This window comes from Sinomonas sp. T428B (assembly GCF_056780155.1).
The window spans coordinates 163,188-189,559 of record NZ_JBRAZR010000001.1 but is presented as its reverse complement, the minus strand read 5'-3'; the positions used below and the strand labels follow the sequence as shown (position 1 = coordinate 189,559).

The 26,372-nt window shown below is 73.3% G+C and carries 26 protein-coding genes; 12 read left to right on the top strand and 14 right to left on the bottom strand.

Annotated features, from left to right (window positions below; all coding sequences use genetic code 11):
* Genes ACUYMY_RS00905 through ACUYMY_RS00885 form a run of 5 tightly spaced genes read left to right on the top strand, consistent with a single transcriptional unit; the run spans position 1 to position 8,470 of the window.
* The gene (locus ACUYMY_RS00905; RefSeq protein ID WP_481701766.1) at positions 1-1,869 is read left to right on the top strand and encodes a PP2C family protein-serine/threonine phosphatase; all 1,869 of its coding nucleotides are present in this window, start codon (positions 1-3) and stop codon (positions 1,867-1,869) included.
* Entirely contained in the window at positions 1,866-3,308 is a 1,443-nt protein-coding gene (locus ACUYMY_RS00900) for an FtsW/RodA/SpoVE family cell cycle protein (RefSeq protein WP_481701765.1), read from the top strand. The genes ACUYMY_RS00905 and ACUYMY_RS00900 overlap by 4 nt, the downstream gene beginning before the upstream one ends.
* The gene (locus tag ACUYMY_RS00895; RefSeq protein ID WP_481701764.1) at positions 3,305-4,768 is read left to right on the top strand and encodes a peptidoglycan D,D-transpeptidase FtsI family protein; all 1,464 of its coding nucleotides are present in this window, start codon (positions 3,305-3,307) and stop codon (positions 4,766-4,768) included. The genes ACUYMY_RS00900 and ACUYMY_RS00895 overlap by 4 nt, the downstream gene beginning before the upstream one ends.
* Entirely contained in the window at positions 4,765-6,411 is a 1,647-nt protein-coding gene (locus ACUYMY_RS00890) for a protein kinase domain-containing protein (RefSeq protein WP_481701763.1), read from the top strand. Before ACUYMY_RS00895 ends, ACUYMY_RS00890 begins: the two co-directional genes overlap by 4 nt.
* A 49-nt stretch (positions 6,412-6,460) precedes the next feature.
* Positions 6,461-8,470 (top strand): protein kinase domain-containing protein, encoded by a 2,010-nt coding sequence (locus ACUYMY_RS00885; RefSeq protein WP_481701762.1) that lies wholly within the window; start codon positions 6,461-6,463, stop codon positions 8,468-8,470.
* 117 nt (positions 8,471-8,587) lie between these two features.
* Here ACUYMY_RS00885 and ACUYMY_RS00880 read toward each other — a convergent pair whose 3' ends face one another.
* The 3 genes from ACUYMY_RS00880 to ACUYMY_RS00870 are packed head-to-tail and all read right to left on the bottom strand — an operon-like array spanning position 8,588 to position 10,148.
* The gene (locus ACUYMY_RS00880) at positions 8,588-9,235 is read right to left on the bottom strand and encodes an aminodeoxychorismate/anthranilate synthase component II (RefSeq protein ID WP_481701761.1); all 648 of its coding nucleotides are present in this window, start codon (positions 9,233-9,235) and stop codon (positions 8,588-8,590) included.
* On the bottom strand, positions 9,232-9,399 hold the full coding sequence (locus ACUYMY_RS00875; protein WP_481701760.1) for a hypothetical protein: 168 nt from the start codon (positions 9,397-9,399) through the stop codon (positions 9,232-9,234). The genes ACUYMY_RS00880 and ACUYMY_RS00875 overlap by 4 nt, the downstream gene beginning before the upstream one ends.
* Positions 9,399-10,148: a class E sortase gene (locus ACUYMY_RS00870; RefSeq protein ID WP_481701759.1), complete on the bottom strand. Its 750-nt coding sequence runs from the start codon at positions 10,146-10,148 to the stop codon at positions 9,399-9,401. Before ACUYMY_RS00870 ends, ACUYMY_RS00875 begins: the two co-directional genes overlap by 1 nt.
* A 253-nt stretch (positions 10,149-10,401) precedes the next feature.
* Here ACUYMY_RS00870 and ACUYMY_RS00865 point away from each other — a divergent pair, with 253 nt between their 5' ends.
* Positions 10,402-10,650, top strand: coding sequence for a cell division protein CrgA (locus tag ACUYMY_RS00865; protein ID WP_481701758.1), 249 nt, complete (start codon positions 10,402-10,404; stop codon positions 10,648-10,650).
* Positions 10,651-10,685: 35 nt separating this feature from the next.
* Here ACUYMY_RS00865 and ACUYMY_RS00860 read toward each other — a convergent pair whose 3' ends face one another.
* From ACUYMY_RS00860 to ACUYMY_RS00845, 4 genes are all read right to left on the bottom strand, one after another.
* The gene (locus tag ACUYMY_RS00860; protein ID WP_481701757.1) at positions 10,686-11,828 is read right to left on the bottom strand and encodes a glycosyltransferase family 4 protein; all 1,143 of its coding nucleotides are present in this window, start codon (positions 11,826-11,828) and stop codon (positions 10,686-10,688) included.
* Positions 11,828-12,241 (bottom strand): 6-pyruvoyl trahydropterin synthase family protein, encoded by a 414-nt coding sequence (locus ACUYMY_RS00855; protein WP_481701756.1) that lies wholly within the window; start codon positions 12,239-12,241, stop codon positions 11,828-11,830. The genes ACUYMY_RS00860 and ACUYMY_RS00855 overlap by 1 nt, the downstream gene beginning before the upstream one ends.
* On the bottom strand, positions 12,219-13,250 hold the full coding sequence (locus tag ACUYMY_RS00850; RefSeq protein ID WP_481701755.1) for a zinc-dependent alcohol dehydrogenase: 1,032 nt from the start codon (positions 13,248-13,250) through the stop codon (positions 12,219-12,221). Before ACUYMY_RS00850 ends, ACUYMY_RS00855 begins: the two co-directional genes overlap by 23 nt.
* Positions 13,251-13,335: 85 nt before the next feature.
* A complete protein-coding gene (locus tag ACUYMY_RS00845; protein ID WP_481701754.1) occupies positions 13,336-14,028 on the bottom strand; it encodes a FadR/GntR family transcriptional regulator in 693 nt (230 codons plus the stop codon).
* A gap of 199 nt (positions 14,029-14,227) precedes the next feature.
* Between ACUYMY_RS00845 and ACUYMY_RS00840 the strand changes: the two genes are divergently transcribed.
* The 3 genes from ACUYMY_RS00840 to ACUYMY_RS00830 are packed head-to-tail and all read left to right on the top strand — an operon-like array spanning position 14,228 to position 18,453.
* Positions 14,228-15,646, top strand: coding sequence for an SLC13 family permease (locus ACUYMY_RS00840; RefSeq protein WP_481701753.1), 1,419 nt, complete (start codon positions 14,228-14,230; stop codon positions 15,644-15,646).
* Positions 15,647-15,703: 57 nt separating this feature from the next.
* Positions 15,704-16,939, top strand: a complete 1,236-nt coding sequence (locus ACUYMY_RS00835) for a CaiB/BaiF CoA transferase family protein (protein ID WP_481701752.1) — start codon at positions 15,704-15,706, stop codon at positions 16,937-16,939.
* Positions 16,936-18,453 carry a carboxyl transferase domain-containing protein gene (locus tag ACUYMY_RS00830; RefSeq protein WP_481701751.1) on the top strand — a complete coding sequence of 506 codons (1,518 nt, stop codon included), beginning with the start codon at positions 16,936-16,938 and terminating at the stop codon, positions 18,451-18,453. Before ACUYMY_RS00835 ends, ACUYMY_RS00830 begins: the two co-directional genes overlap by 4 nt.
* Positions 18,454-18,596: 143 nt before the next feature.
* Here ACUYMY_RS00830 and ACUYMY_RS00825 read toward each other — a convergent pair whose 3' ends face one another.
* A complete protein-coding gene (locus tag ACUYMY_RS00825; RefSeq protein ID WP_481701750.1) occupies positions 18,597-20,093 on the bottom strand; it encodes an MFS transporter in 1,497 nt (498 codons plus the stop codon).
* Positions 20,094-20,165: 72 nt separating this feature from the next.
* Between ACUYMY_RS00825 and ACUYMY_RS00820 the strand changes: the two genes are divergently transcribed.
* A complete protein-coding gene (locus ACUYMY_RS00820; protein ID WP_481701749.1) occupies positions 20,166-20,837 on the top strand; it encodes a phosphoribosylanthranilate isomerase in 672 nt (223 codons plus the stop codon).
* Positions 20,838-20,960: 123 nt separating this feature from the next.
* Here ACUYMY_RS00820 and ACUYMY_RS00815 read toward each other — a convergent pair whose 3' ends face one another.
* The 5 genes from ACUYMY_RS00815 to ACUYMY_RS00795 form a co-directional block, all read right to left on the bottom strand.
* Positions 20,961-21,404 carry a DUF4383 domain-containing protein gene (locus tag ACUYMY_RS00815; RefSeq protein WP_481701748.1) on the bottom strand — a complete coding sequence of 148 codons (444 nt, stop codon included), beginning with the start codon at positions 21,402-21,404 and terminating at the stop codon, positions 20,961-20,963.
* A 151-nt stretch (positions 21,405-21,555) separates the two neighbouring features.
* Positions 21,556-22,410, bottom strand: coding sequence for an anti-sigma factor (locus ACUYMY_RS00810; RefSeq protein ID WP_481701747.1), 855 nt, complete (start codon positions 22,408-22,410; stop codon positions 21,556-21,558).
* Complete coding sequence (gene sigK, locus ACUYMY_RS00805) at positions 22,403-23,011, bottom strand: ECF RNA polymerase sigma factor SigK (RefSeq protein ID WP_481701746.1); 609 nt, start codon at positions 23,009-23,011, stop codon at positions 22,403-22,405. The genes ACUYMY_RS00810 and sigK overlap by 8 nt, the downstream gene beginning before the upstream one ends.
* Positions 23,012-23,108: 97 nt before the next feature.
* Complete coding sequence (locus ACUYMY_RS00800; protein ID WP_481701745.1) at positions 23,109-23,270, bottom strand: hypothetical protein; 162 nt, start codon at positions 23,268-23,270, stop codon at positions 23,109-23,111.
* A 115-nt stretch (positions 23,271-23,385) separates the two neighbouring features.
* Complete coding sequence (locus ACUYMY_RS00795; RefSeq protein ID WP_481701744.1) at positions 23,386-24,111, bottom strand: DUF72 domain-containing protein; 726 nt, start codon at positions 24,109-24,111, stop codon at positions 23,386-23,388.
* An 85-nt stretch (positions 24,112-24,196) separates the two neighbouring features.
* On the opposite strand from ACUYMY_RS00795, the gene ACUYMY_RS00790 reads away from it, so the two are divergent.
* Complete coding sequence (locus ACUYMY_RS00790; RefSeq protein ID WP_481701743.1) at positions 24,197-24,877, top strand: HAD family hydrolase; 681 nt, start codon at positions 24,197-24,199, stop codon at positions 24,875-24,877.
* 144 nt (positions 24,878-25,021) lie between these two features.
* Positions 25,022-25,258: a hypothetical protein gene (locus ACUYMY_RS00785; protein WP_481701742.1), complete on the top strand. Its 237-nt coding sequence runs from the start codon at positions 25,022-25,024 to the stop codon at positions 25,256-25,258.
* A gap of 21 nt (positions 25,259-25,279) precedes the next feature.
* Here ACUYMY_RS00785 and ACUYMY_RS00780 read toward each other — a convergent pair whose 3' ends face one another.
* The gene (locus ACUYMY_RS00780) at positions 25,280-26,314 is read right to left on the bottom strand and encodes an FUSC family protein (protein WP_481701741.1); all 1,035 of its coding nucleotides are present in this window, start codon (positions 26,312-26,314) and stop codon (positions 25,280-25,282) included.
* Positions 26,315-26,372 lie beyond the last annotated feature (58 nt).

Sequence of the window (26,372 nt, the reverse complement as noted above, 5' to 3'; positions counted from 1 at the left end):
TTGGCTGACCCCGAGCTTGTCCTCCGCTTCGCGGCCCGCTCCGATGTGGGCCGGCTCCGCTCCAAGAATGACGACTCCGCCTACGCGGGCCGTCATCTCGCCGTCGTGGCCGACGGCATGGGCGGGCACGCGGGCGGAGACGTCGCGAGCGCCTCGACGGTCCTGGACCTGATCCACCTCGACCGCGGCGACTACACGGGCGACGAGGCCGAGACCCAGCTCGCGGACGAGATCCAGACGGCCAACGCGCTCCTCTCGGAGCTCGTCGCGTCGAACCCCCTGCTCGCGGGCATGGGCACCACTGTCACGGCGATCCTGCTCTCGGGCGGGACCTTCGCCTTCGCGCACATCGGCGACTCCCGGGCGTACCGGATGCGCGGCAACAACCTCGAGCAGGTCAGCACGGACCACACCTTCGTCCAGCGCCTCATCAACGAGGGCCGCCTGCGGCCCGAGGAGGCCGAGACCCACCCGCACAAGAACGTGCTCATGCGCGTCCTCGGCGACGTCGACGCGAGTCCCGAGCTGGACCTCGACACATTCGACGCCGTCGAGGGCGAGCGCTGGCTCCTGTGCTCCGACGGGCTCAACTACGTCCCGCTGCCGATCGTCGAGCGCACCCTGCGCGAGACCGAGGACCTCGCCGAGTGCGCCGACCGCCTGATCGAGCTCACGCTCGCGGCCGGCGCACCGGACAACGTGACCGTCATCGTCGCCGACGTCGTGGCCGCGGAGCCGGACGACGGAGCCCGCCCGGCTCCCGCGCAGCCGCCGGCCGCCGCGCCCCTCACCGCCGCGGCCGCCGCGCGCACTCCCGTGACCTCGGCGGGCTCCGCGACGCCTGCCCCCGCGATCAAGCACGACGGCGGGGCGGAGCCGGCGGCGGGCGGAGGCGCGCCGGCCAAGGCAGGGGCGGCGGCCCCGGCGGCGGGCAAGGGAGCGCCGGCGGCCCAGACCGTGGCGACCGCCCAGGCAGCGCCGGCAGCCCCGCCAGCGGCGGGTGCTCAGGCAGCACCGGCAGGGAAGGGGGCCCCCGCAGGAGCCCCGGCGACCACTGGTGCCGCGACGACCGGTGCCGCGGCCCAGGCCGATGCCCCCGCCGAGGCCCTCGAGAAGGGCGAGGACACCCTCGAGCCCGTGCGCGAGGAGCCGGCCACCGACCCGAATCTCGGCGCGCACCTGTCCGCCGAGGTCCTGCGGCGTGAGCTCGACAGCCGCCCGCATGAGCTCGTGGGCGCGGCGGCAGCCGCCGCGGAGTCCGGCTCGCTGCCGTCCGTCGCGAGCCGCACGGCGGCCCGCCGGGCCGCGGCCCTGCTCACGCACCGCAGCCCCGAGGCCGAGGCGGAACTCGAGGAACTGACGGAGTCCGAGCGCCCGGCCCGCAGCTGGCTCCGGATCGGGCTCGTCGCCTTCGCGGCCATCGCGGTCATCCTGGGCCTCTGGTTCGGCTATGCGTGGACCCAGACCCGCTACTACGTGGGCGCGTACGACGGCCGGGTCGCGATCTACAACGGCGTCTCGCAGCAGCTCGGCCCCATCCCGCTCTCGCACGTGCACACCGTCTCCGCCATCAGCGTCGACTCTCTGAGCCCCTACACCCAACAGCGCCTGCGCTCGGGCGTGCCGGCGGACGGCCTCGAGGGGGCGGAGGAGATCGTCCGGAGGATCCAGGAAGACCCGCAGGGCTGCCTCCCCGGATCGGGCGGAACGCCGAGCCCCGGCGGCTCCGCGCCGCCGTCGTCCGCCCCGCCGGCCGCCGAGGGAAGCCCGGCCCCCGAAGGCAGCCCGGCACCCGAGGGAAGCCCGGCGCCCGAGGCCACGGCGAGCCCGACGACCACCCCCGACCCCTGCCTGGGAGGCACTCGATGAGCGGCGTGGACACCGTGCAGAGGTCCCGGCGCAACGCGGAGCTCGGGCTCCTGCTGCTCGCGCTGGCTGTGGCCGTGGGCGCGAACGCCATGATCGGCCTGCACAACGGCACGTCCTTCGAGGGCGACTTCTGGCTCCAGGCGTCCCTCCTCACGGTCGCATCCCTCGCCGTGCATGTCGTGCTGCGCTTCCGCGCGAAGTATGCCGATCCGCTCATCCTTCCGCTCGTCGTGACGCTCAACGGGCTCGGGCTCGCCATGATCCACCGGCTCGACACCGCCCAGACCGAGTACGGCAACGCCCAGGTGCGCTGGACCCTCCTCGGCATGGCCCTGGCCGCGGCCGTCATCTGGTTCCTGCGCGATCACCGGCACCTGCGCCGGTACACGTACATCTCGCTCATCGTCAGCGCGGTGCTGCTCGTCATGCCGCTTGTGCCCGGCCTGAGCGCGGGCGAGATCAACGGCGCCCAGGTGTGGATCAAGCTCGGGCCGGCGACGTTCCAGCCGGGCGAGGTCGCCAAGATCACCCTCGCGGTGTTCTTCGCGGGCTACCTCTCCACGAACCGGGACCTCATCCTGCTCGCGGGCCGGCGGATCGGCCGGCTCCAGCTTCCCCGCTTCCGCGACCTTGGCCCCATGCTCGCCGCGTGGCTCGTGAGCATCGGCGTGCTCGTCTTCCAGCGCGACCTCGGCTCCTCGATCCTGTTCTTCGGCCTCTTCATGGTCATGATCTACGTGGCCACGAGCCGCGTGAGCTGGGTGCTCATCGGCCTCACCCTCGTCGCGGTCGGCGGGTTCGCCGCGGGCCGGATCTTCCCGCACGTCGCCGCGCGCCTGGACTCCTGGCTCAACGCGTTCTCAGAAGAGGTGTTCGGACGCGACCCGGGCGGCAGCTACCAGATCGTGCAGGGGCTTTTCGGCATGGCCAACGGCGGCCTCCTCGGCACGGGCCTCGGCGAGGGCCGCCCCGACCTCGTGCCCTTCCCGCACTCGGACATGATCATCGCCGCGTTCGGCGAGGAGCTCGGCCTCGTGGGCCTGTTCGCGATCGTGCTCTGCTACGGGCTGCTCATCACGCGCGGCTTCCGCGCCGCCCTCGGCGCCCGCGACTCGTTCGGCAAGCTCCTCGCGTGCGGCCTCTCGGCCGCCATGGGCCTGCAGTGCTTCGTCGTGATCGGCGGCGTCACGCGCCTGATCCCGCTGACGGGGCTCACGACGCCGTTCCTCGCTGCGGGCGGCTCGTCCCTCCTCGCGAACTGGATCATCGTCGCACTCCTGCTCGTCATCTCGAATGCGGCCCGGCGCCCCGTGGACACCACCCCGTGGAGGCCCGACGAGGCACCCGGGCACGCGTCGTCGTCCACCCCTGCGACACCGGGGCGCGGCCAGCGGAGGGGGATCGAGGACACCAAGACCGAGGCGGTGAGGATCAAGTGAACCAGGCCATCAGGAACGCATGGATCGCCGTCGCGGCAATGTTCGCCCTCATCCTCGGCGCGATCAGCTACGTCCAGGTGATCGGGGCGGACGAGCTGACGAACAACCCGTGGAACAACCGCGCGATCCTGCAGACCTTCTGCCAGGACCGCGGCGCGATCCTCGTGGCTGGCAAGCCGATCGCCCAGTCGGTCGAGAGCGGCTCGGACCAGTGCGAATTCCAGCGCACGTATCCGACCGACCCGGCGCTGTACGCGGGCATCACGGGGTACTACTCCAACGTGTTCGGCTCCACCGGCCTCGAAAACACCATGAACCAGACCCTCACGGGCAAGTCCGACCAGCTGCTCATGGACCGCCTCCGGCAGCTCTTCCTCGGCCAGCAGCCCAAGGGGGCCTCGGTCGAGCTCACGATCGACCCGGACATCCAGGCGCTCGCCTACAGCCTCATCCCCGACGGGCAGCGCGGCTCGATCGTCGTGACCAACCCCAAGACCGGCGCGATCCTCGCCATGGTCTCCAAGCCGAGCTACGACCCGAACTCCGTGGCCACCCACGACCGCGCCGCGGCGCAGGCCGCCATGGGGGAGCTGCAGAAGGTCCCGGGCATCAACCTCAACCAGGGCGTGAGCGGCCCCACGGGCGGGCTCCTCGCCCCGGGCTCCGTGTTCAAGCTCGTCGACACCGCCGCAGCCCTCGCCTCGGGCAAGTACAAGGCGGACTCGACCCTGCCCAACCCCGCGGAGATGCCGCTCCCGGGCAGCACCGCGAAGCTGCCGAACTATGCGGGCGGCAACTGCTACACGCGCAACGAGGCCAGCTTCTCCTTCGCCCTCGAGCAGTCCTGCAACACCCCGTTCGCCTCGATCGCCCTCGATCTGGGCGAGGACGCAATCGCCAAGCAGGCCGCCGCCTTCGGCTTCGGCCAGGACGCCGGGGACCAGCTGCACCTCGACTACTCGAGCGGCGTGTTCCCCGAGGGCCTCGACCAGGCGCAGCTCGCCCAGTCCGCGATCGGCCAGTTCGACGTCAAGGCCTCGCCCCTGCAGATCGCCCTCATGACGAGCGCGATCGCCAACGGCGGCGTCCAGATGAAGCCCTCGCTCGTACGGAGCGTGCGGGCCCCGGACCTGCGGGTCATCGACGAGCCCAAGCCCGAGGTGCTGCGCACGTCCACGAGCCCCGAGATCGCGCGGCAGATCACCGAGTGGATGACCAACGTGGTCTCCTCCGGGATCGGCTCCCGCGCGGCGGTGCCCGGCGTGAAGGTCGCCGGCAAGACCGGCACGGCAGAGCTCGGCGCCTCTGGCCGGAACAACTCGTGGTTCACGGGGTTCGCCCCGGCGGACGACCCCCAGGTGCAGGTGACCGTCGTCATGGAGGGCGTGGACGTCCAGACGGGAGCAAGGTTGACCAGTCCGAGTGCTAGCAAGATCTTTGAGGCGGTGTTGAAGAAGTGAGACCGACGTCGGGCATCACCTTGGGCGGCAGGTACCAGCTGCAGAGCCGGATCGCTATCGGCGGCATGGGCGAGGTGTGGAAGGCGCGCGACGCGGTGCTGGGACGGATCGTCGCCATCAAGATCCTCAAGGAGGAGTACGCGGGCGACCCGGGCTTCCTCGAGCGCTTCCGCAACGAGGCCCGGCACACGGCACTGCTCAACCACAACGGGATCGCCAACGTCTTCGACTACGGCGAGGCCGACGCGTCGGCGTACCTCGTCATGGAGCTCGTCCCCGGGGAGCCGCTGAGCGCGATCCTCGAGCGCGAGCGCGTGCTCTCCCCCGACCGGACGCTCAACATCATGGCCCAGACCGCGCGCGCCCTCGCGGTGGCCCACGGCCAGGGCCTCGTGCATCGCGACGTCAAGCCGGGCAACCTGCTCATCACGCCGGACCACCGCGTCAAGGTCACCGACTTCGGCATCGCCCGCCTCGCCGACCAGGTGCCGCTGACCCAGACCGGCCAGGTCATGGGCACGGCGCAGTACCTCGCGCCCGAGCAGGCAACGGGCCAGCAGGCCACCGGCTCGAGCGACATCTACTCGCTCGGCGTGATCGGCTACGAGTGCCTCACGGGCCACCGCCCGTTCTCCGGCGAGAGCCAGATCGCGATCGCGCTCGCCCAGGTCAACGACGCCCCGCCACCCCTGCCCGAGCAGCTGCCCGCGCCCGTGCGCGCCCTGCTCATGTCGATGCTCGCCAAGGACCCGCGCAACCGCCCGGCGAACGCGATCAAGCTCGCCGAGGCCGCTGAGGCGATCCGCCACGGCGACATCGCGGCCGCGCGCGCGGCGGTGCCGGGCATGCTCCTGCATGAGGACGCGACGGGGGCGATGACTGCGCCGGTGGCCCAGCAGACGGCACCGACCGCCGTCGTCGGCGGCGCTGGGCTCGCGGCGGGCGCCACTGCAGCACACGCAGCGCGTCCCGCGGTGACGTCGGCGCTGCCGGTCGTCACCGCCCAGGGGCACGAGGGCGACGACGACGGCGCGCGGGGCCGTCAGGCAGGGTACGGCGCCACGGGCGCCGCGCAGCTGTACACCGCGGACGACGACGAGGAGATCACCGAGCAGCCGCGCCGGGCCGAGCGCAAGCGCAGCCCGCTCACGTGGCCGCTCGTGGCGCTCGTCCTCCTGCTGCTGTTCGTCCTGATCGGCGTCTGGCTCTCGAACGCGGGCCTGTTCAGCCCCTCGCCGCTGCCCACGAACTCGCCGAGCCAGTCCACGGCCGCGTCCCCGACGACCACGTCGGCGAGCCCGACGACGACCGCGGCGCCGACCCGGACCACGCCGACGGTACCGGCGAAGGTGAACGTCATCGAGGCCGCGTACCTCGGGCAGAACTACGCTACGGTGAAGAGCGATCTCGAGGCCCTCGGGATGAACGTCTTCCTCAACCCCGTCGCCGCCCAGACGGGCACGATGGGGGCCGTCACCGGGGTCACGCCGAGCGGTCCGCTCGATCCGGGATCCACGATCACGGTCACCTACCTTGTGGTCCAGCCACCGGCCACCGCGACGACTGCCCCCACCAAGACCCAGCCCGGGTCGCCGAGCCCGTCGCCGTCCCTGACCCTCCCCACGACGCTCGGCGGCAGCTGACCCCATGACGAACTCCACCCATCCGCGCCTGCAACGAGAGGACGACAACATGCCACGTCCCCTCACGCTCTCGGGCCGCTACGAGCTCGGCAGGCTCCTGGGACGCGGCGGGATGGCGGACGTCTACGAGGCCCGGGACCTGCGGCTCGGCCGGACGGTCGCCGTCAAGATGCTCCGCCCGGACATGGCCCGGGACCGGCAGTTCCGCGTCCGGTTCGAGCGCGAGGCGCGGGCGGTCGCGGGACTCAGCCACCCCTCGATCGTGGCGGTCTACGACACGGGCGAGCACGAGTCCGACGCGGGCGGGCCGCAGCCCGTCGAGGTGCCGTACATCGTCATGGAGCTCGTGACCGGCGAGACGCTGCGCGAGCTCGTGCGCGCCGGGACGCTCAGCATCGACGAGTCGGTCGAGTACGTGCTCGGCGTGCTCTCGGCGCTCGAGTACAGCCACCGTCAGGGCATCGTGCACCGGGACATCAAGCCGGCGAACGTCATGGTTCATCGGGACACGGGCGAGGTCAAGGTCATGGACTTCGGCATTGCCCGCGCCACCGCGGACTCCTCGGCGACCATGACCCAGACCCAGGCGGTCGTGGGCACGGCGCAGTACCTCTCGCCCGAGCAGGCGCAGGGCGAGGTCGTGGACGCGCGCAGCGACCTGTACTCGGCCGGCTGCCTGCTCTACGAGCTCCTGGCCGGGCGGCCGCCCTTCATCGGCGACTCCCCCGTCGCCGTGGCCTACCAGCACGTGCAGTCCACGCCGCAGCCCGTCGCGGACTTCAACCCCGAGGTCAGCGACGCGCTGCAGAGCGTGCTCGACAAGGCCCTCCGCAAGGACCCTGCCGATCGCTTCCAGGACGCCGGCGCGTTCCGCCGCGCCCTGCGCGCGGCCCGCGCGGGTGTGCCCGTCCCGGCGCAGGGTTCTGTGACGGATGCGGACGCGGACGACGCCGGGATCCCCGCTGCGGCGCTCGGCGCCGCCGGCGCGGGGGCCGCCGGTGCTGCCGCCGCCGGCGCTGCCGCCACGGCCGGGTCCCTGGCCCCCGACGCCGCCGGCGCCCCCACGGTCGCGACGGCCGCGGTCCCCGAGGCTGGCCCCGCGGGAGCCCCCGGCCCAAACGGGGACGTCGCCACAACGGGCCGGCACGCGGCCCTCACGCACCTCGGCGACACCGGGGAGATCCCCGTCGTGCCGCCGCCGGCCGCGGGGCTCATCGACTTCGACGACGCGCGGGACGAGGAGCGGGCCCGTCGGGGCCGGGGACGCCGGCGCACGTGGATCGCCGTCTTGCTCATCATGGCGCTCCTGCTCGTGGGCGGCGGCGGCCTGTGGCTGTACAACTACATGAACCAGCCGCCCGCCGTCGCCTCGGTGGAGGTTCCGCCAGTCGAGGGTCTGAGCGAGACCGAGGCAGCGCTGAAGCTCCAAGGCCACGGCCTGGAACTCAACCCCATCCAGTACGTCAACCATGCCACCATTCCCGCAGGGCGCGCCGTTCGGACGGTCCCGGCTGCAGGCTCGGAGCTCGACAAGGGCTCGAAGATCACGCTCGAGATCTCGAAGGGGCCCTCGAGCCAGACGATCCCCGAAGACCTCATCGGGGCCACCGAGGCCGGCGCACGCTCGACCCTCGAGGGCCTCGGTCTCAAGGTCTCCCCGCGCTCAGTGCTCGCGAACAGCCCCACGGCGCCCTTCGGCACGGTCATCAGCACGAACCCCGGCGTCGGGCAGACGGTCGCGATCGGCTCCGAGGTGGTCCTCACGGTCTCGACCGGGAAGGTCACCGTCCCCGAGCTGCGGGGCAAGACGGTTGAGGAGGCGCAGAAGGCCCTCACGGACCTCGGGCTCAAGGCGGACGTGCGCCAGCAGGAGAACTCGGTCGCGGCCCCCGGTACCGTCACGGGGCAGAGCCCCGGGGCGGACGGCAGCGTGGACCAGGGCGGGACGGTGGTCCTCACGGTCGCCGTGGCGCCCCCGCCGCCGAGCCCCAGCCCGACCGAGACGTCAGGATCGCCGTCGCCGAAACCCTCGAACACCCGGGGCAACCAGGGAAATTGATCACCCTCCCCTGAAGAGGGCATCGACTGCTCCGAAATCGCCGTTCTGAGGGTTCAGAACGGCACGTACGGAGCAGTCGATGGCGGGGGAGGGTGCGCGGTCAGCCTGCGCTGATCATCAGCTCGAGGCGCTCGTGATGAGCGGGCTCAGCGTCGCCGCGGTGGCCGCCGCGCCCTTGAGGCCGAGCGACTCGAGCCAGTTGCCGAGCATCTGGTAGCCGCCCTCGGTCAGGACGCTCTCGGGGTGGAACTGGACGCCGTGCAGCGGCGCGCTCTTGTGCGCGAGGCCCATGATGACCCCAGAGTGCGTGTGGGCCGTGACCTCGAGGACGTCCGGGATCGTCTCGGCGACGGCCGCGAGCGAGTGGTAGCGCGTGGCCGTGAACGGGCTCTTGAGGCCCTGGAAGACGCTGCGGCCCTCGTGCTCGACGAGCGAGGTCTTGCCGTGCATGAGCTCCGGGGCGTGCGTCACGGTGCCGCCGTACGCCTCAGCGAGGGCCTGATGCCCGAGGCACACGCCGAGCATGGGCTTGGCGTTCTCCCCGCACCAGCGGATGAGCTCGATGCACACGCCCGCCTCGGCCGGGTTGCCCGGCCCGGGGGAGATGAGGACGCCGTCGCGCGCGGCAGCGAGCTCGACCGCCTCGGCGAGGGAGACGTCGTCGTTCCTCACCACGGTCGTCTCGGCGCCCAGCTGCTGCAGGTAGCCGACGAGCGTGTAGACGAACGAGTCGTAGTTGTCGATGACGAGGATGCGTGTGGTCATAGCAGGATGAGGCCAATCGTGTTGCTGGAGGCGTTGGTCAGCTCGTTGATCCAGGGGAACAGGTACTGGAACATGAGCACGAGGGCGCCGGCTACGAGGAGCGCGGACGTGAGGATGCGCACCCACAGGGGGCCCGGCAGGTGCCGGAAGATCCAGGCGTACATCAGGAACCTCCCATGGCCGCAGCGACGCGGGCGGCGATCTCCGCGGGCGGGCCGGCCGACGCCGGCTGCCAGGACTCGAGGACGGAGTAGGCGATGAACCGCTCCTGGTTGCCGTACCGCGGGTGGCACGTCGTGAGCGTCAGGAGGCTCTCCGTCGGTTTCGCGTTGGGCTCGTGCGGCACGGGGAGCAGGACGTCGGTCTGCCGCGGGAGCACGATCTCGCTGTCGCGGAACACGTACGTGTAGTAGGCGTCGCGGGTCTGCAGGTAGATGCGGTCCCCCGGCTTGAGCTGGTCGATGTTGTCCAGCACGGCCCCGTGGGTCTGGCGGTGGCCCGCGAGGGCGAAGTTGCCGGGCGCGCCGGGCATCGCCGTCGTCGGATAGTGGCCGAGCCCGAGGGTGTCGAGGACGTCCCGCCCCACGCCCTCGAGCACGGGCCGGGCGTAGTTCTCGCCGAAGCGCGGGATGTACATGACGCCCAGGACGTCCCCGTTCGAGAGGCCCTCCGGGACCGGCGGCGGGCCGTAGTCCGTGGGGGTCGGGGCGGGCGCGGCGGACGGCTGGGGCGGGGCCGGGGCCTGGATCTCCTGGGCGAACTCGCGCACGACGGCGCCCTGCCGCGCCTCGGCCTCGACGTTGGTCCACCACAGCTGCCAGACGACGAACAGGACCACGATCGCCCCGACGGTCAGGAGCAGCTCGCCGAACACCTGGAGCGCGAACGCCCCCGGCGACGGTCGACGCCCCACGCCGCCCTGCGGACGGTCGTGAGGTCCCCGTGCAGCCCTGCGGGCGGTTGTACGCGTTGCGGCCACGGCCCCTCCCTTCGTGAACGCGAAGGCCATCCGCCCCTTGGCTGCGCCCTGGCCACAGGGGCAGCGTCTAGAATGACAGCCGAGAACACCCGAAGCGTCGGCACGCCTGCGCTCGACGCGCGCGTGCCAAACGTCAGCAGGATATCAAGCGGGCCCCGGCGCAGCCGACGCGGCCCAAGGAGGACCAGTGCCCGAATCCAAGGAGCGCCGCCCCGCCAGGACCCGTGCTGCGCGCACCGCGAAGCCCGCGGGACCCACGCCGCAGTGGTACAAGTACGTCATGTTCGGGCTCATGGTCCTCGGCCTGCTGTGGATCATCGCCTTCTACATCACGCAGGGCAGGTTCCCGCTCCCCGAGCTCGGCAACTGGAACATCCTCATCGGCTTCGGCATCGCGATCGCGGGGTTCCTCATGACCCTGCGCTGGCGCGGCTGACCGGCCTCTGCTCACCTACACGCCTTCCCGCCCGCTCACACGCTGAGGCCGAGCCCTTCGGCGACCACGCGCGCCGTCGCGTCCCAGCCCGGCAGGAGCGGCCTCGCGGCGCGCGCGGCCTTCCGCCACCGCTCCCGGAGCGCCGCGTCCGTCAGCCAGGCCCGCAGGACGTCCGCGAGCTCGCCCTCCCCCGTGCCGCACGCTGTGCCCGCGAGGCCGAGCCCGCCCGCGAGCGAGAGGCCCAGTGCCTCCTCGGCCCCCGTCCCCGCGCCGACGACGGCGGGGATGCCCCGCGCGAGCGACTCCACGACCGAGAGCCCGAACGTCTCCGACACCGACGGCAGCACCGTCAGGTCCGCCCGATCCCAGGCCTGCCCGAACGCCGCACCGCGCCGCTCCCCCGGCACCTCGACGCGGCCTTCGAGGCCCAGCCGCGCCACCTCTCCGCGGACGAGGGCCGCGTAGGCCGGGTCGGCGCCGTCGTGCCCCGCGAGCTCGGCGGTCCATGGCGCCTCACGCAGGCTCCCGAGCGCGCGCACGAGCCCGAGCTGGCCCTTGCCGGGCAGGAGCGCCGCGAAGCACACGATCCGCGGCTCGCCGGACGCCGCGAGGCTCCCCTTGGCCTCCGGCCCGCGCACGACGCCGGGCCTCGCGACGCGCGCGTCCGTCCCGTACCGCCGGGCGAGCCCCGCGGCGGCGAAGGCGCTCGGGTTGAACACTACGTGGGCGGCGCCGAGGGCGGCCGCCTCGAGCCGCGCGAGCCGCTCGGCCTCGGGCCCGCCGAGCCCGGGGGCGTCGGGCAGCGACATGTGCACGAGGATGCCGAGACGGGCCCCCCTCTCCCCGGCCTCGGCCGCCGCGCGCGCGGTCTCCTCGGGGGCGCCGCACGCGACGAGCCCGTCGACGAGGACCGCCCCGCCGGGAAGCCGAGCCCCGCCGTCGTCCGTGCCTTCTGCGCCCGCGGCGCCTGCCAGCGCCGCCGCGAGCCGGGCCCGGTCCTCGGCGCTGCCCACGGGCCACTCGCCCGGGACGCCGCGGACCTCGACGGCGAGGCCGAGGCTGCGCAGGGCCTCGGCGATGCGCGCGTTGTAGACGTTCCCGCCCGAGGCGTAGCCGAGCCCCTGGGCGACGACGAGCCGCACCCCGGCTGGCGCACCCGCCCCCGGGCCAGTGCCCACTAGGACCGCCGGCGCCGCCCCTTCGGGCGGCCGCCGAGCTCCACGGCGCACGAGGCCCACGCGTCCGGATGTTCCCGCAGCGTGGCCTCGACCGCGGCGAGGTGTTCCCGGCCGTTGAGGCGCCCGGCCACGGCCTCGGCCACGTGCTGGGCGATGGCCTCCGTCGTCGTGAGCCGGCCCTCGAACTCGGGGTGCTCGTCGAGGTTGCGGTAGCGGAGGGGGTCGAGGACCTCCGCGAGGATCTGGGACGCCTCGCCGATGTCCATGACGATCGAATTCTCGTCGAGTGCGTCGGCGCGGACGGTCAGCTCGACGACGAAGGTCGCCCCGTGCAGCCCCTGGGCGGGCCCGAAGGCCTCGCGCGGCAGGCTGTGGGCGATCATCGCGTGGTCACGGACGGTCAGGCTGAACATGCCCCTCCTCGGGTTGCGGGTAGCGGATCACGTGGCACAGGCCGGGCAGCTCGCCCGAGGCGAGGCGGTCCATCGTCGCGGGCAGCTCGGCGAACGCCGTCTCCCCGCCGAGCAGGGCGTCGAAGGCTTCGTCCTCGAGGAGGCCGACGGCGAGGGCGAGCCGCTGCGCCGTCGTGCGCCGGTGCCGGCGCGGGAGGGCGACCTGGCCGACCTGGCTCGCGCGCAGCGAGAGGCGCCGGGCGTGGAAGTCCGCGCCGAGCGGGACGCTCACGCCGCCGTCGCCGTACCAGGACAGTTCGATGACGTCGCCGTCGTCGCCGGCGATCTCGAGGCAGCGCGCGAGGCCCTCGGGGCTCGCGGAGGCGTGGAAGACGAGGTCGCAGTCCCCGGCGGCGTCCTCGGGGGACGCGAACGGGACGCCGAGCGCCGCAGCGAGCCGGGCCTTCGCCGGGTCCCGGTCCACGGCCTCGAGCCGGGCGAGCGGGAAGCGGGCGAGCAGCGCGGCGAGGGCCGCGCCGATGAGCCCGCAGCCCACGACGGCGACGCGGTCGCCGAGGCGCGGGCCGGCCTCCCACAGCGCGTTGACGGCGGTCTCGACGGCGCCGGCGAGGACGGCGCGGCGGGGAGGGACGCCGTCGGGCAGCGGCACGAGGTCCCCCACGGGGACGACGTAGCGGTCCTGATGCGGGTAGAGGCAGAAGACGGTGCGGCCCTCGAGCCCCGGCGGGCCCTGCTCGACGACGCCGACGGAGAGGTAGCCGTACTTCACGGGCGCCGGGAACTCGCCCCCCTGGTGCGGGGCGTGCATGATCCCGGCGACGCGCTCGGGCACGTGGCCCGTGTGCACGAGGGTCTCGGTGCCGCGCGAGCACCCCGAGTAGAGGGCGCGCACGAGGGCCTCCCCGGGGCCGGGCTCGGACAGGCGCTCGCGGCGGAGCTCGCCCCGGCACGGACCCGTGGTCCAGTAGGCCGTTGCGGACAGGTCTGTGCTCTCGTGCGGCGTCGGCATGGTCTCCCGACCCTACCCATGGGGGCGGGGGCGAAACCAGAGGGGCTGGCCGTTGATGACGGCAGCGGGCGGGGGCTGCGTTCGGCTACGGCCGCAGCAGCGCGACGTCCGAGACGAGCTCGATGTGCTCTTCCATGGCCCGTGCGGCGCCCTCGGGATCCTGGGCGCGGATGGCCTCGACGATCGCGCGGTGGGACTCGAGGGACTTCTCGGGCCGGCCCTCCTGGCCGAGGGACTCGATGCGGGTCTCGCGCACGAGGTCCGCGATCTGGCCCATCATGCGGGCGAGGACCGAGGAGTGCGCGGCCGCCGTGATGGCGGCGTGGAAGAGCTCGTCCCCCTCGAGGCCCCGGCCGCCGACGGCGATGTCCTCGCCCATGACGCGCAGGGCGTCCTCGATCCGCTCGAGGTCCTCGTCGGTGCGGCGGGACGCGGCGAGGGCGGCGATCTTCGTCTCGACGGCGCTGCGGGCGTCCACGATGTCGGGCAGCCGGTCCGCGTGCTCGCGCAGCCCGCGCAGGACGGCGGCGTTCGAGGGGCGGTAGAGCAGGACGGCGCCGTTGCCGTGCTGGACGTTGATGACGCCGAGCACCTCGAGGGCGACGAGCGCCTGGGCGACCGTGGCCCGCGAGACGCCGAGGTTCTCCGCGAGGTCCCGCTCGGGCGGGAGCCTGTCGCCCGGCTCGAGGTGCTGGGCGATCACGTGGTCGATGAGCCGCTCGACGACCTGCTCGTAGAGCCGCGGGCGCTCTACCCGGTCGATCCTGCCTCCAGCCATGCTTCCCCATCGCCTTCCGGTGACTGCGGGCCTCGCCTCTCGAGCCCGGTCTTTATCCTACCGAAGGATTGACAAGGAGGCCCAGTGTCCTATTGGCTAGTCCAATCTGCGGGACAGTGATCCACACCACGCCACGTCAAGGGCGACGAGGTGGTGAACCGTCTGGCAAAGGACCATTCCCCCGTCCGAAGGAAGACCCATGGGCCCTGAAGTCCTGTCGATCGTCATCCTCGCCGCGATGTTCATCGTGGCGACCGTCCTGCCCGTCAACATGGGCGCCCTCGCCTTCGTGGGCGCGTTCGTCCTCGGCGTGTTCGTCCTCGGGATGGACACCGCCGAGATCCTCAAGTCCTTCCCCGGCGGCCTGTTCCTCACCATCGTCGGTGTGACCTACCTCTTCGCGATCGCGCAGAGGAACGGCACCGTGGACCTCCTCGTCCAAGGCGCAGTCAGGCTCGTCCGGAGCCGCGTGGCCCTGATCCCCTGGATCATGTTCGCCATCACGGCCCTCATCACCGCGGTCGGCGCGCTCTCCCCGGCCGCCGTCGCCATCATCGCCCCGATCGCGCTGAGCCTCGCCGGGAAGTACAAGATCAGCCCGCCGCTCATGGGCATGATGGTCATCCACGGCGCCCAGGGCGGAGGCTTCTCCCCGATCTCCGTCTACGGCGTGACCGTCAACGGCATCGTCGCCAAGGCCGGCCTCGACGTGAGCCCCACGGCCGTGTTCCTCTCGAGCCTGATCTTCAACGTGCTCATCGCCGTCATCCTCTTCGTCGCCCTCGGCGGGAGGGGCCTGCTCTCCGCCCGGGCCGAGGACTTCGTCGAGCGTGCCGCCGAGGCCCGCATGAACCGCAGCAGGATCGCCGTGGCCGCCGCCGCGGCCGGCCGTGACGTCGACTTCAAGGGCTACGGCTCCGGCATGTACGGCCCCGCCGACCCGGCCGGCTCCTCGGCACCGCCCCCAACGCGCACCGGCTCGGGCTCCGCCGGCTCCGACGGCTCGGGCTCCGGCGAGCGCCGGCTCCCCCAGATCGTCACGATCCTCGGGCTCGTGGTGCTCGCCGTCGTCGCGCTCGGCCTGAGGGTCGACGTCGGCTTCGTCGCCCTCACCGTCGCCGTCGTCCTCGCGCTGTTCTCGCCGAAGGCGCAGAAGGGCGCGGTCAACAAGATCGACTGGTCCACGGTGCTGCTGCTCGGCGGGATGCTCACCTTCGTGGGCGTGCTGCAGGAGGCCGGCACGATCGAGTACGTCTCGAACGCCGTCGCCGGCATGGGCGTCCCGCTGCTCGCGGCGCTGCTCATCTGCTACATCGGCGCCGTCGTCTCGGCCTTCGCCTCCTCGACCGCGATCCTCGCCGCCCTGATCCCGCTGGCCGTGCCGTTCCTCCTGGCCGGCGAGGTCGGAGCCACCGGCCTCATCTGCGCCCTCGCCGTGGCCTCGACCATCGTCGACGTCTCACCCTTCTCGACCAACGGGGCCCTCGTGCTCGCCAACGCTCCGTCCGGCGTCGACCGCGACGCCTTCTACAAGAAGATCCTCGTCTACTCCACCGGAGTCGTGGTGATCGGACCGCTCCTGGCCTGGGCCGTCATGGTTGCTCCCGGCTGGCTCTGAGCCTCTCTCCCTTCTCGCCTCCTCTTCCATCTTCTCTTCCACCCCGAAGGACCCTCCGTGACTCGCTTCCGCGATACCCCCTTGCCCGAAACAGGAGAACCCGCCGCCGCCCCGCTCGCCGGCACCGTCGTCGTCGACCTCTCCCGCGCCCTCGCGGGGCCCCAGGCCGGCATGATGCTCGGCGACCTCGGCGCCCGCGTCATCAAGGTGGAGGCGCCCGGCACCGGCGACGACACGCGGGGCTGGGGCCCGCCGTTCGCCGGACCCGAGGACGATCCGCAGGCCACGTACTTCCTCTCGTGCAACCGCAACAAGGAGTCGGTGGCGCTGGACCTGAAGTCGGACGACGGCGCACGCGTCCTGCGCGGGCTCATCGCCCGGACGGACGTGCTCGTCGAGAACTTCCGGCCCGGCGTCCTCGACCGGCTCGGCTTCTCCACCGCCGAGCTTCATGCGCTCAACCCGCGCCTCGTCGTCCTGTCCATCACGGGCTTCGGGCACGACGGGCCCGAGTCGTGGCGCAGCGGCTATGACCAGATCGTCCAGGGCGAGGCCGGGCTCATGTCCCTCACCGGCTCGGGCCCGGATGATCCGCAGCGCGTCGGCGTCCCCATCGCGGACCTCCTCGCGGGCATGAACGGGGCCTTCGGGGTGCTCGCGGCGCTGTACGAGCGCGAGCGCACGGGCCGGGGCAAGATCGTGCGGACGTCGCTGCTCTCCTCGGTCGTAGGCGTCCATGCCTTCCAGGGCACGCGCACCACCGTGGCCCACGAGGTGCCGCAGGCGCAGGGGAACCACCACCCCTCGATCGCCCCGTACGGGCTCTTCCCATGCCGTGGGGGGCATGTGCAGATCAGCGTCGGGAGCGAGAAGCTGTGGCGCTCGTTCGCGGTCGCCTTCGGCCTCGACCCGGACCGGGCCGAGTTCGCCACCAACGCCGAGCGCGTCCGGAACCGACCCGCGCTCCTGGCCGCGATCGAGGAGGCCTTCGCCGGCTACGGGCCGGAGGAGCTCCTCGCCCGCCTCGCCGAGCTCGGCGTCCCAGCAGGAAAGGTCCGCTCGCTCGACGAGGTGTACGCGTGGGAGCAGGTGCGCTCCCAGGGGCTCGTCGTCGCCGTCGAGCACGAGATCCTCGGGCGGGTCGAGCTGCCGGGGCCCGCCGTGCGGTTCTTCGCCCCGGGCGACGCGGGCGAGACGACCCGCACCGCGCACACGGCCCCTCCCCTCCTGGACCAGCACGGCGCCGCGATCCGGGAGTGGCTCGGGGCCCGCGAGCTCGAGGCCGTGCGATGAGCGCCCCCGCGCAGCTCCGCCCGCGCACGACGCCGGCGATCGACGTCGTCGGGCTTCTCGCCGACGGCGGGACGTTCGTCCCGTGGGACCCAGCGCCTGACGTCTCCGGCCATCCCGCCGCCTACCGGGAGGAGCTCGAGCAGGCGCGCCTCCGCTCGGGGGCCGACGAGGCCGTCCTGACCGGCGAGGCCCGGATCGCCGGGCGGCGGGTGGCGCTCATCGTGAGCGAGTTCGCCTTCCTCGCCGGGTCGGTCGGGGTCGAGACCGCCACGCGCATCGCCGGGGCGTTCCGCCGGGCCGCGCGCGCGGGGCTGCCCGTCGTCGCCGCGCCCGCGTCCGGCGGCACGCGGATGCAGGAGGGGACGGCGGCGTTCGTGACGATGGTCGACGTCGCCTCCGCGCTCGACGAGTTCCGCGCGACCGGCCTGCCGTACCTCGTCTACCTGCGGCACCCCACGACCGGCGGGGTCATGGCCTCGTGGGGCTCGCTCGGGCACGTCACCGCCGCCGAGCCGGGCGCGCTCCTGGGCTTCCTCGGCCCGCGCGCGCACCGGGCGATCACGGGCGAGGACTTCCCCGGCGGCGTCCAGCGGGCCGAGAACCTGCACGCCCACGGGCTCGTCGACGCCGTCGTGCCCCCCGGGGAGCTGCGCGGCTTCCTCTCCCGCGCGCTCGGGCTCCTCGCGCCGTCGTCCGCGTCCGCGTCCGGCACGGCGCGCGCTGCCGCCCGGCCGCCGGCCGCGGCCCCCGCCCGGCGGGACCCGTGGGCCGCGGTCCTCGCCACGCGCGAGCCAGGCCGGCCCCGGCTCGCGGAGCTGCTCGCGGCCGGCGGGGCCGAGGTGCTGCCGCTCACCGGCAGCGGCGAGGGGGAGCACGACGCCGGGACGCTCCTCGCGCTCGCGGCGTTCGGGGCGGCGCGGTGCGTCGTCGTGGGCCATACGGGGAGCGCGGGTCAGCCCTTCGGGCCCGGCGGGCTGCGTGTCGTGCGGCGGGCGGTGCGGCTCGCGCGGGACCTGCGGCTGCCGCTCGTGACCGTCATCGACACCCCCGGGGCGGAGCTCTCCCCGGCGGCCGAGGAGGCCGGGATCGCCGGGCAGATCGCACGCTGCCTGCACGAGCTCGCGACCGCCCCGGTCCCGACGGTGTCCGTCCTGCTGGGCCAGGGCACGGGCGGCGGGGCGATCGCGCTCCTGCCGGCGAGCCGCACGGTCGCCGCCGAGAACGCGTGGCTTGCGCCGCTGCCCCCGGAGGGCGCGAGCGGGTTCCTGCACCGGACGGCCGCCCGGGCGCCCGAGCTCGCCCGGGCGCAGGGCATCACGGCCCACGACCTCCAGGCCCTCGGCGTGGTCGACGAGATCGTGCCCGAGGGGTCGCTCGAGGGAGCGGGGCGGGAGACTTTCTGCCGGCGGATGTGCGACGCCGTCGAGCGCCACGTGCTCGAGCTGCGCGCCGGCGAGCGCCCGGCGTGCGGCTTCGCCGCGGCCCGCGCGAAGAGGTACACCCCACGCCGCTAACCAGCGATGCGGGGTCACGTCCCAACGATGCGGGGTCATTGAGCTGACATTGTCCCCTCAGCCTTGAGAGGTGACCTCGCATCCTTGAAAGGTGACCCCGCAACGTCGAGAGGTGACCCCGCAAGGCTGGGTGGGGGACGGCGTTAGGCGCGCGCCGCCGTCGTCCGTTCGGGGGCCTCGCCGTCGAACTCCTCGAACTCCTCCGCGTCGACATCCATCCCCGTCGGGTCCCAGCGGATGAGCGCGAGCGCGAGCACGCCGAGCAGCGGGAACAGCGCGACGACCCAGAACACGCCGGTCGCGAGCGCGGCCGAGAGCACGGGGAAGAACACGAGCGAGACGATCGAGAAGACGCGCTTGACGGCCTCGTTGAAGCCCACGCCCACGCCGCGCAGCGAGGTCGGGTAGCTCAGGGTCGCGTAGTTCATGAGCTGCGCGCCCGGGCCGCCGGCCTGGGCGAAGATGAACAGCGCGAGCATCGCGACCGCGAGCGCGACGAGGGCCCCGGTCGGTGCGCCGACGAGCGCGAGGACGATAAGCGCCGAGGCCTGCAGCGCGAACCCCGTCAGGGCCATCTTCCGCGCGCCGACGCGGTTCACGAGCGCGACGCCCAGCAGCCCGCCGCCCACGCCGACCACGAGGTTGATCACGAGGGAGGACACGATGGTCACGAGCGGGCCCTGCTTGAACAGGGTCGAGATGATGAGCGGCGTGCCGTACGCGACGGCGTTGTAGCCGAAGGTCGAGAAGACGCTCACGCACAGACCGGCGACCGTGCGCAGCCGGTACCGCGGGGAGAACAGGCGGCCGAACGACGCGAGGGACGCGGTCGCCGTCGGGCGCTTCGGAGCTGCCCCTGCGGCGGGGTCGACGGCGGCGTCGATGCCGTACTTGTCGCGCAGGATGTCGACGGCGCCGCGCAGGTCGCCCTGGTTGGCGAGCCACTGCGGCGACTCGGCGAGGTAGCGGCGGCGCACGATCAGGACGACGATCGCGGGCACGGCGCCGAAGCCGACCACGAAGCGCCACAGCTGGTCGTTCACGGTCGCCGGGAGCGTGAGGAAGAAGACGAGCACGATGATGTAGCCCACGCCGGTCGCGCCGTACCAGGCCGGCGACCATGCGTTGACGGTCTGCGACTTCGAGCCGCGGCCGCGCAGCTTCGAAAACTCGGCGAGGAACGCCATGGCGACGGGCAGGTCGAGGCCCACGCCGACGCCCATGACGAACCGGAAGAGGATCAGGACCCACTCGTTGGGGGCGAGCGCGCAGCCGATCGCCGCGATGACGAAGAACACCATGTCCGCCATGAACAGCCGGTACCGGCCGAAGCGGTCCACCAGGTACCCGCCGGCGGAGGCGCCCACGACGGCGCCGATCATGATCGAGGCGTTGACGAAGCCGGTCATGAACGGGTCCAGCCCGAACTGCTGCTTGATGGCGGTGATGCCGAACGCGAGCGACGAGAAGTCGTAGGCGTCCATGAAGATCCCGCCGAGGGCGAGGATGACGACGGCGAACGCACCGGGGGTGCGGCCCTCGCGGTGGGACAGGAGCGCGGCGACGTCCCGCGCGCTGCGCACGAGCGGGCGGCTGTCCGGGCCCGCAGGCACGGTGGAGGAAGGGCTAGACGTGAGCATGCGCCCACGCTATGCATCAGACATCCGACCACCAAGGCGCGGGTCGCCCCGTGACGAACCTAGACTGGAAGGATGACTCAGGCCTCCCCCCAGCCCACGCAGGCCCAGCCCGGCGCGCGCCTGTGGGTCAAGATCTGCGGCCTCTCCACGCCCGAATCCGTCGAGACCGCCGTCGCCGCGGGCGCGGACGCGCTCGGCTTCGTGCTCGCGGAGCGGAGCCCCCGCACGGTCGACGCCGGCCGGGCGGCCGAGCTTGTCGCCGTGGCGCGGGCCGCGGCGCGCCTCGCGGGGCGCGACGTCGAGACGGTCGCGGTCGTGCGGGACCAGGCGCCCGACGTCGTCGAGCGGCTCGCGCGGCAGGCCGGCGTCGACACGGTGCAGCTGCACGGCGACGAGCCGGACTCCGCCGCGGACGGCCTGCGCGCCGCCGGTTTCCGCGTGATCCGGGCCCTCGCCGCGGGCGACTACTCGGCCCGCCGCGCCGCCGGCTGGCAGACGCCGGACCGGCTCCTGCTCGACGCCGACGTCCCCGGCTCGGGGACGCGGATCACGGACGAGGAGCTCGCCGAGGCGCCCGAGGGCTTCTGGATCCTGGCCGGCGGGCTCTCCCCCGCCAACGTCGCCGAGGCGGTCGCGGCGCTGCGGCCCGGGGGCGTCGACGTCTCGAGCGGGGTCGAGTCCTCGCGCGGGGTCAAGGACCTGGGGCTCATCCGCGAGTTCATCGGGAACGCGCGCCCGGCCTGAGGCAAGCGGGCCTGACGCCCGCCCGGCCGGGGACACGCCAAGGGCCACGTCCCGCGGCGCATGCCGCGAACCGTGGCCCTCAGAGGCTGCCCGAGATGACCCCGGGCCGAGGTGCGGTGCGGGTCAGCGGCGAGCGGCCGCCGTCGTGCGCCCGAGCACGAGGCCGAGGCCCAGCATCCCGACGCCGAGGAGCAGGTGCAGCACGTTGTCCGCGGCATTGAGCGGGACGAAGTTGGCCGCCGAGTCCATGCCACCGAAGATGAGGCCGTACACGAACAGCACGAGGTAGATCGCGCCGCCGTACACGAGGTAGCCCTTCGCCCCGGAGGACGTGCGGCCGAGCGCGAGGCCGGCGACGCCGAACAGCAGGTGGACGACGTTGTGCAGCACCGAGACCTGGAACACGCCCAGCAGGTACGCGTCCGAGTGGTGCCCGGCGAAGCTCGGCCCAGAGCCCGCCGTGATGCCGGGGATGAAGCCGAGGATCCCCACGAGCAGGAATACGGCCCCCACCCCCATCGCCGCGATCTCGAGCGGCGTGCGGTGCGAGATGGCTGATGTGGACATGGTGGCTCCTTCAGTGTCGGCCGCGGCGCCTGGCGACGCCTGCGGTGCGGTGTGCCCGCACCTTCACTTCGGAGCCGGGCGCGGGGGCGGATTGGTCCACTCTGGGCGGCCCCGGCGCCCCAGCTCCGCGCGCCTCAGCTGAGCGCGCGCCTCAGCTGAGCTCTGCGACGACGATCGGCTCGGTCGTCGGCGCGGGCGAGCCGCCCGCCGGCTCGACCGACACCCCCAGCGCCTTCGAGGAGCCGAGGCCGCCCCTGATCTCGTTCCACGTCGCCCCGTCGCCGCCCGGCATGATGCCCGCGGGGTGCATCGCGCCGGCCTCGTCGGCGAGCCACAGCTCGTAGACGTGGCCCGGGGGCGGGGCCTGCATCCTGACGGCCATGACACCGCCGATGGCCTCGCGCTCCGAGTGCACGATGAGCATGGTCCCGCCGCCGGGCACACTGACCTCGCGCACCTTCGCGTCCGGCGCGGCGAGGATGCGGCCCATGACGGCGGTCGGCGCGTTGGCCGCCTGGGCGAGCTGCAGCAGGGCCTCGTCGCGCTCCTGCCTGACCTGCAGGCCCCAGAGCCCGGCCCCGGCCGCGGCGACGAACAGGGCGGCGGCTGCCGCGGCGAGCCAGCGCGCGGGGGCGGGCCAGGGCGCACGACGGCGCCGCTCGCCGATCGCGGTGACGGTCGCCTCGGGCTCGGGGGCGGGAGGTGACCCCGCATCGCTGGGAGATGACCCCGCACCGCTGGGAGATGACCCCGCAACGGGGGGTTCCTGGGCGGCGTCGAGCTGGGGGGTCGTCGCGATCTGGGCCATGAGCCTGGCCTTGAGGTCCGGCGGCGGGGCCACGGGGGCCGCGCCGGCGGCGAGCAGGGCCGCGGTCTCGGCGAGCTCGCGCGCCTCCTGCGCGGTCGGGTGCCCGTACGCGAGCGAGCCCTCGAAGCGGAGCCGCTCGTCATCGTCGAGCGCGTTGAGAGCATAGGCGCCCGTCAGCAGGTGCAGCTGGTCATCCATGGCTCACTCCCAACACGTCTCTGAGGCGGATCATCCCGTCGCGGATCCTCGTCTTCACGGTGCCCAGGGGCAGCCCCAGGGCGTCGGCGACCTCGCCGTACGTGTAGCCGCCGTAGTAGGCGAGCCGGATGGCCTGCCGCTGGACCTCGGTGAGCGAGTCGAGGGCCCGGCTGACCCGCTCGCTCTCGAGGGCCACCTCGACGCGGTGCTCGACGTCGTCGTAGCTCTCCTGGAAGTCCTTGATGCCCTCGCGCAGGTCCCGGTCGCTCGCGGCCTGTGCGGCCCGGACCCGGTCCACGGCCCGGCGGTGCGCCATGACAGTGATCCACGCGCGGGCGCGGCCGCGGTCGGCGTCGAACCTCTTGGCCTGCTGCCAGACCTCGAGGAACACCTCCTGGGTGACCTCCTCGCTCTGCGCCGGGTCCCGCACCACGCGCAGCACGAGCCCGTGCACGAGCGGCGCGAGCGCGTCATAGAGGTGCCCGAACGCTTCCTGGTCGCCCCGCGCGACGCGGGCCATGAGCCCGTCGAGGTCGGGGGCCGCGCTCGGGGCCCCGCCGTCATGGTCCGGCATGTAGACCACTGTCTCACGGCCGGTCATCCTCCTCCTTCCCCAGGTGCCGGGACGCACGACGGCGGGCGGGCGCCCCCAGCGCCAGCCCGCCGTCGTCCGCGGTGCGGTACCGCGGTGGGAGCGCCTACATCGGGGGCAGAAGCACCGTGTCGATGAGGTAGACCGCCGCCTTCGCGTAGTCCGCGCAGCCCGGACCCACGAGGTCCGCGGCCGGGTCCATGGCGGTGGCGCTGGCGAGGGCCGCGAGGCCGAGGGCGGCGGCGGAGGGGCGCTTGATGCTGTTCATGGCGTGACTCCTGGTTCACCTGTTCCGCCGGAATCCGCCGGCAGTCCGGTGGGCTTGCACGGGTTCTTCGGAGCCGCCGCGGGGTCGGATTGGTCGCCGATGGGTGCGGGAGGGGTCAGCCGAGCATCCAGCGCAGGGTGTGCGCGTTGCGCACGGCGTTCCCGCCGCCGTCGTTGTTGAAGTACGCGAAGACCTCGTGGCCCGCGGCGTCCCACTCGCGGATCCGCTCGGCCCACCAGCCGAGGTCCGCGTCGGAGTAGGAGCCCGCGTAGAGGTGCCCATGGTCGGGGCCGTGGAGGCGCACGTAGACCGTCCGGGCCGTGGCCTCGAGGATGCACGGCAGCTGGGCCCCGCTCATGATGCAGTATGCGGCGCCTTGCCGGTTCAGAATCCCGAAGACCTCGGGGACGTGCCAGCTCGGGTGGCGGAACTCGACGGCGGTCTGGATCCACGGCGGCAGGGAGCCGAGGAACCAGTCGAGCCGCGCGTCGTCCCGCTCGTGCAGGGGTGAGAGCTGGACGAGCAGGACGCCGCGGCGCGCGCCGAGCTCGTGCCACGAGTCCGCGATGCGCCCGGCCCAGGCCTCGGGGGCGTAGAGCCGCTTGGCGTGGGTGAGGCCGCGCGGGGCCTTGACGGACATGAGGAAGCCCTCGGGCAGGCGGCGCCGCCAGCTCGCGAACGCCGTGTTGCGCGGCCAGCGGTAGAAGCTCGCGTTGAGCTCGACCGTCCGGAAGGCCGCCGTGTAGTGGCCGAGCCGCTGCCACGGCGGCGTGCCCGGCGGGTACAGGACGTGCTCCCAGTGGTCGTAGCTCCAGCCCGACGTGCCGATGTGCCACCCCATGGCCTCAGGCTAGCGGCCACTGGCATAGGCTGGGCGGACCTCGACCCGATCCTGACCTGATCCGATCTTTGCAGGGAGGCGGCCCATGGCGGCGCTGCGCGGCATCCTCTTCGACGTGGACGGCACGCTCGTCGACTCGACCTACTTCCACACCCTCGCGTGGTGGCACGCCTTCCGCCGCTTCGGGCACGACGTGCGGATGAACTCGATCCACCGCTGCGTGGGCATGGGCGCGGACAAGCTCGTCGCGGAGCTCCTCGGGCCGGACCGCGACACCGACGAGGACGAGGGCATCGCCGACGCGCACGCCGCCGTCTTCTCGACCTACTGGCCGTATCTGCGCCGGTTCGATGGCGCGCGCGAGCTGCTCGTGGCGTGCAAGGAGGCGGGGCTCGCCGTCGTGCTCGCCTCGTCGGCGCGGGATCAGGACCTCGCCGTGCTGCGCGAGGCCGTCGGGGCGGACGACGCCGTCGACGCCGCCACGAGCGCGGCCGACGCCGAGGAGTCCAAGCCGGCCCCGGACATCCTCGTCGCGGCGCTCAAGGCCGGCGGGCTCGACGCCTCGGAGGTGCTCTACGTGGGCGACGCCGTCTGGGACGTCCAGGCCGCCACGGCCCTCGGCATCGACACCGTGGGCGTCACGACCGGCGGGTACAGCGGCGCCGAGCTCCTGGAGGCGGGCGTCGTCGAGGTCTACTCGACGCCGCGGGAGCTGCTCGACCGGCTCGACGAGAGCGCGATCGGCCGCCGCCTCGCCGACTCGTAGGGCTCACCCAGACGTGACCCCGCATCGTTGGGAGGTGACCCCGGATCGTTGGGAGGTGACCCCGCATCTTGGGCGGGGGCGGGGCGGGGCGGGGCGCGGGGCGCGTCGTCGTTTGCCGGGGGGCGCCGTGGGTAGTCAGCCGGCATGGCTACCTGTGACGTGTGCGGCAACGACTACGACAAAGCCTTCACCCTGACCCAGGGCGACCGCACCATGACCTTCGACAGCTTCGAATGCGCGATCCACGGCTTCGCCCCGAGCTGCGCCCACTGCGGCTGCAGGATCCTCGGGCACGGCGTCGAGTCGGGCCAGGGCATGTTCTGCTGCGCCCACTGCGCCGAGGCGACCGGCGTGAGCGGGCTCACCGACAGAGTGACCTGACCCTCCCCTGTGACCGGGGCGTCAGGGCGCCCCACGACGACGGCGGGAGGCCACTTCGAAGCCGATGCCGACGCCGAGCCCCACGAGCGCCCCGAGAACGGTCTGCACCCCACGGTCCACCGCCAGCTGGTGCCCGTCGCTGGCTGGATCGGCCAATGCCGTCATCGACAGGATGAGCGGGGTGAAGAACACGAGGGCCAGCGCGTAGTTCCTGCGCATGTAGGCCTCGGTGGGCAGCGCGAAGGCGACGACCGCCGCCAGCAGGAGCGCCGCCGGCTGCGGGACCGCGAGGAGCGGGACGGCCACGAGGACGCCCGCGCAGGTCCCGACAACACGGTGGATGCCGCGAACCCCCATGCCAGCGAGGCCGACGGCGGCAAGCGGCGTCACCGCCGAGGCCATGGCCCAGTAGGCATGCTCAGTTCCGGCGGACAGTCCCAGAAGGCCGGCCGCCGCCACCGCGGCAACGTGCCGCACGACGCCAGCCGCATGGGCCGGCCGCTCAACGGCGTGCGGGGATCCAGCTCCGTGGACCGCCTCCGGCGGAAGGGCCAGGCCGGCAAGGATCGCGACGGCCGCAGTCGCGGCGAAGGCGCCCAGCGCCACGGCGAGTCCGCCCTCGGGGTGCGCCGAGGCGCTTGCACCGAAGGCGAGGAGGGCGAAGAAGGGCCCCGGCGGCGTCGTGCGCGCCCATGCCGCGTAGAGGCATGCAAGAGCGCAGAAGGCAGCCTCCCACCCCACGAGCTGCCATGGATCCGTCCCCGCCGCCGCGAGCAGCGATCCCCCGAGCACGGCCGAGCCGACCAGGACGAGCGCGTGCGCCTCGGCGGCGGCGCGAGCGACGCGCCCGCCGGCGCCCCTGCCATACATGACGGGGAACGCGCCGAAAACGGCGAAGAGCGCGGCGTCCGGGCGCCCGGCGGCGGCGAGGGCCACCGCCGCAGCGGCCGTCGTCGCGCAGAAGCGCGCTCCCGCCGTGAGGTCGGACGGGTCCAGGCCCACGTGACCCAACGTCCGGATCACGTGCCCGAAGCGAGCGCGCACGCTGGCGGTCACGCGGCCCCTGACGGGCCGCACGTCAACGGGCAGCAACGGTCAATCTCTTGAGGCGGAG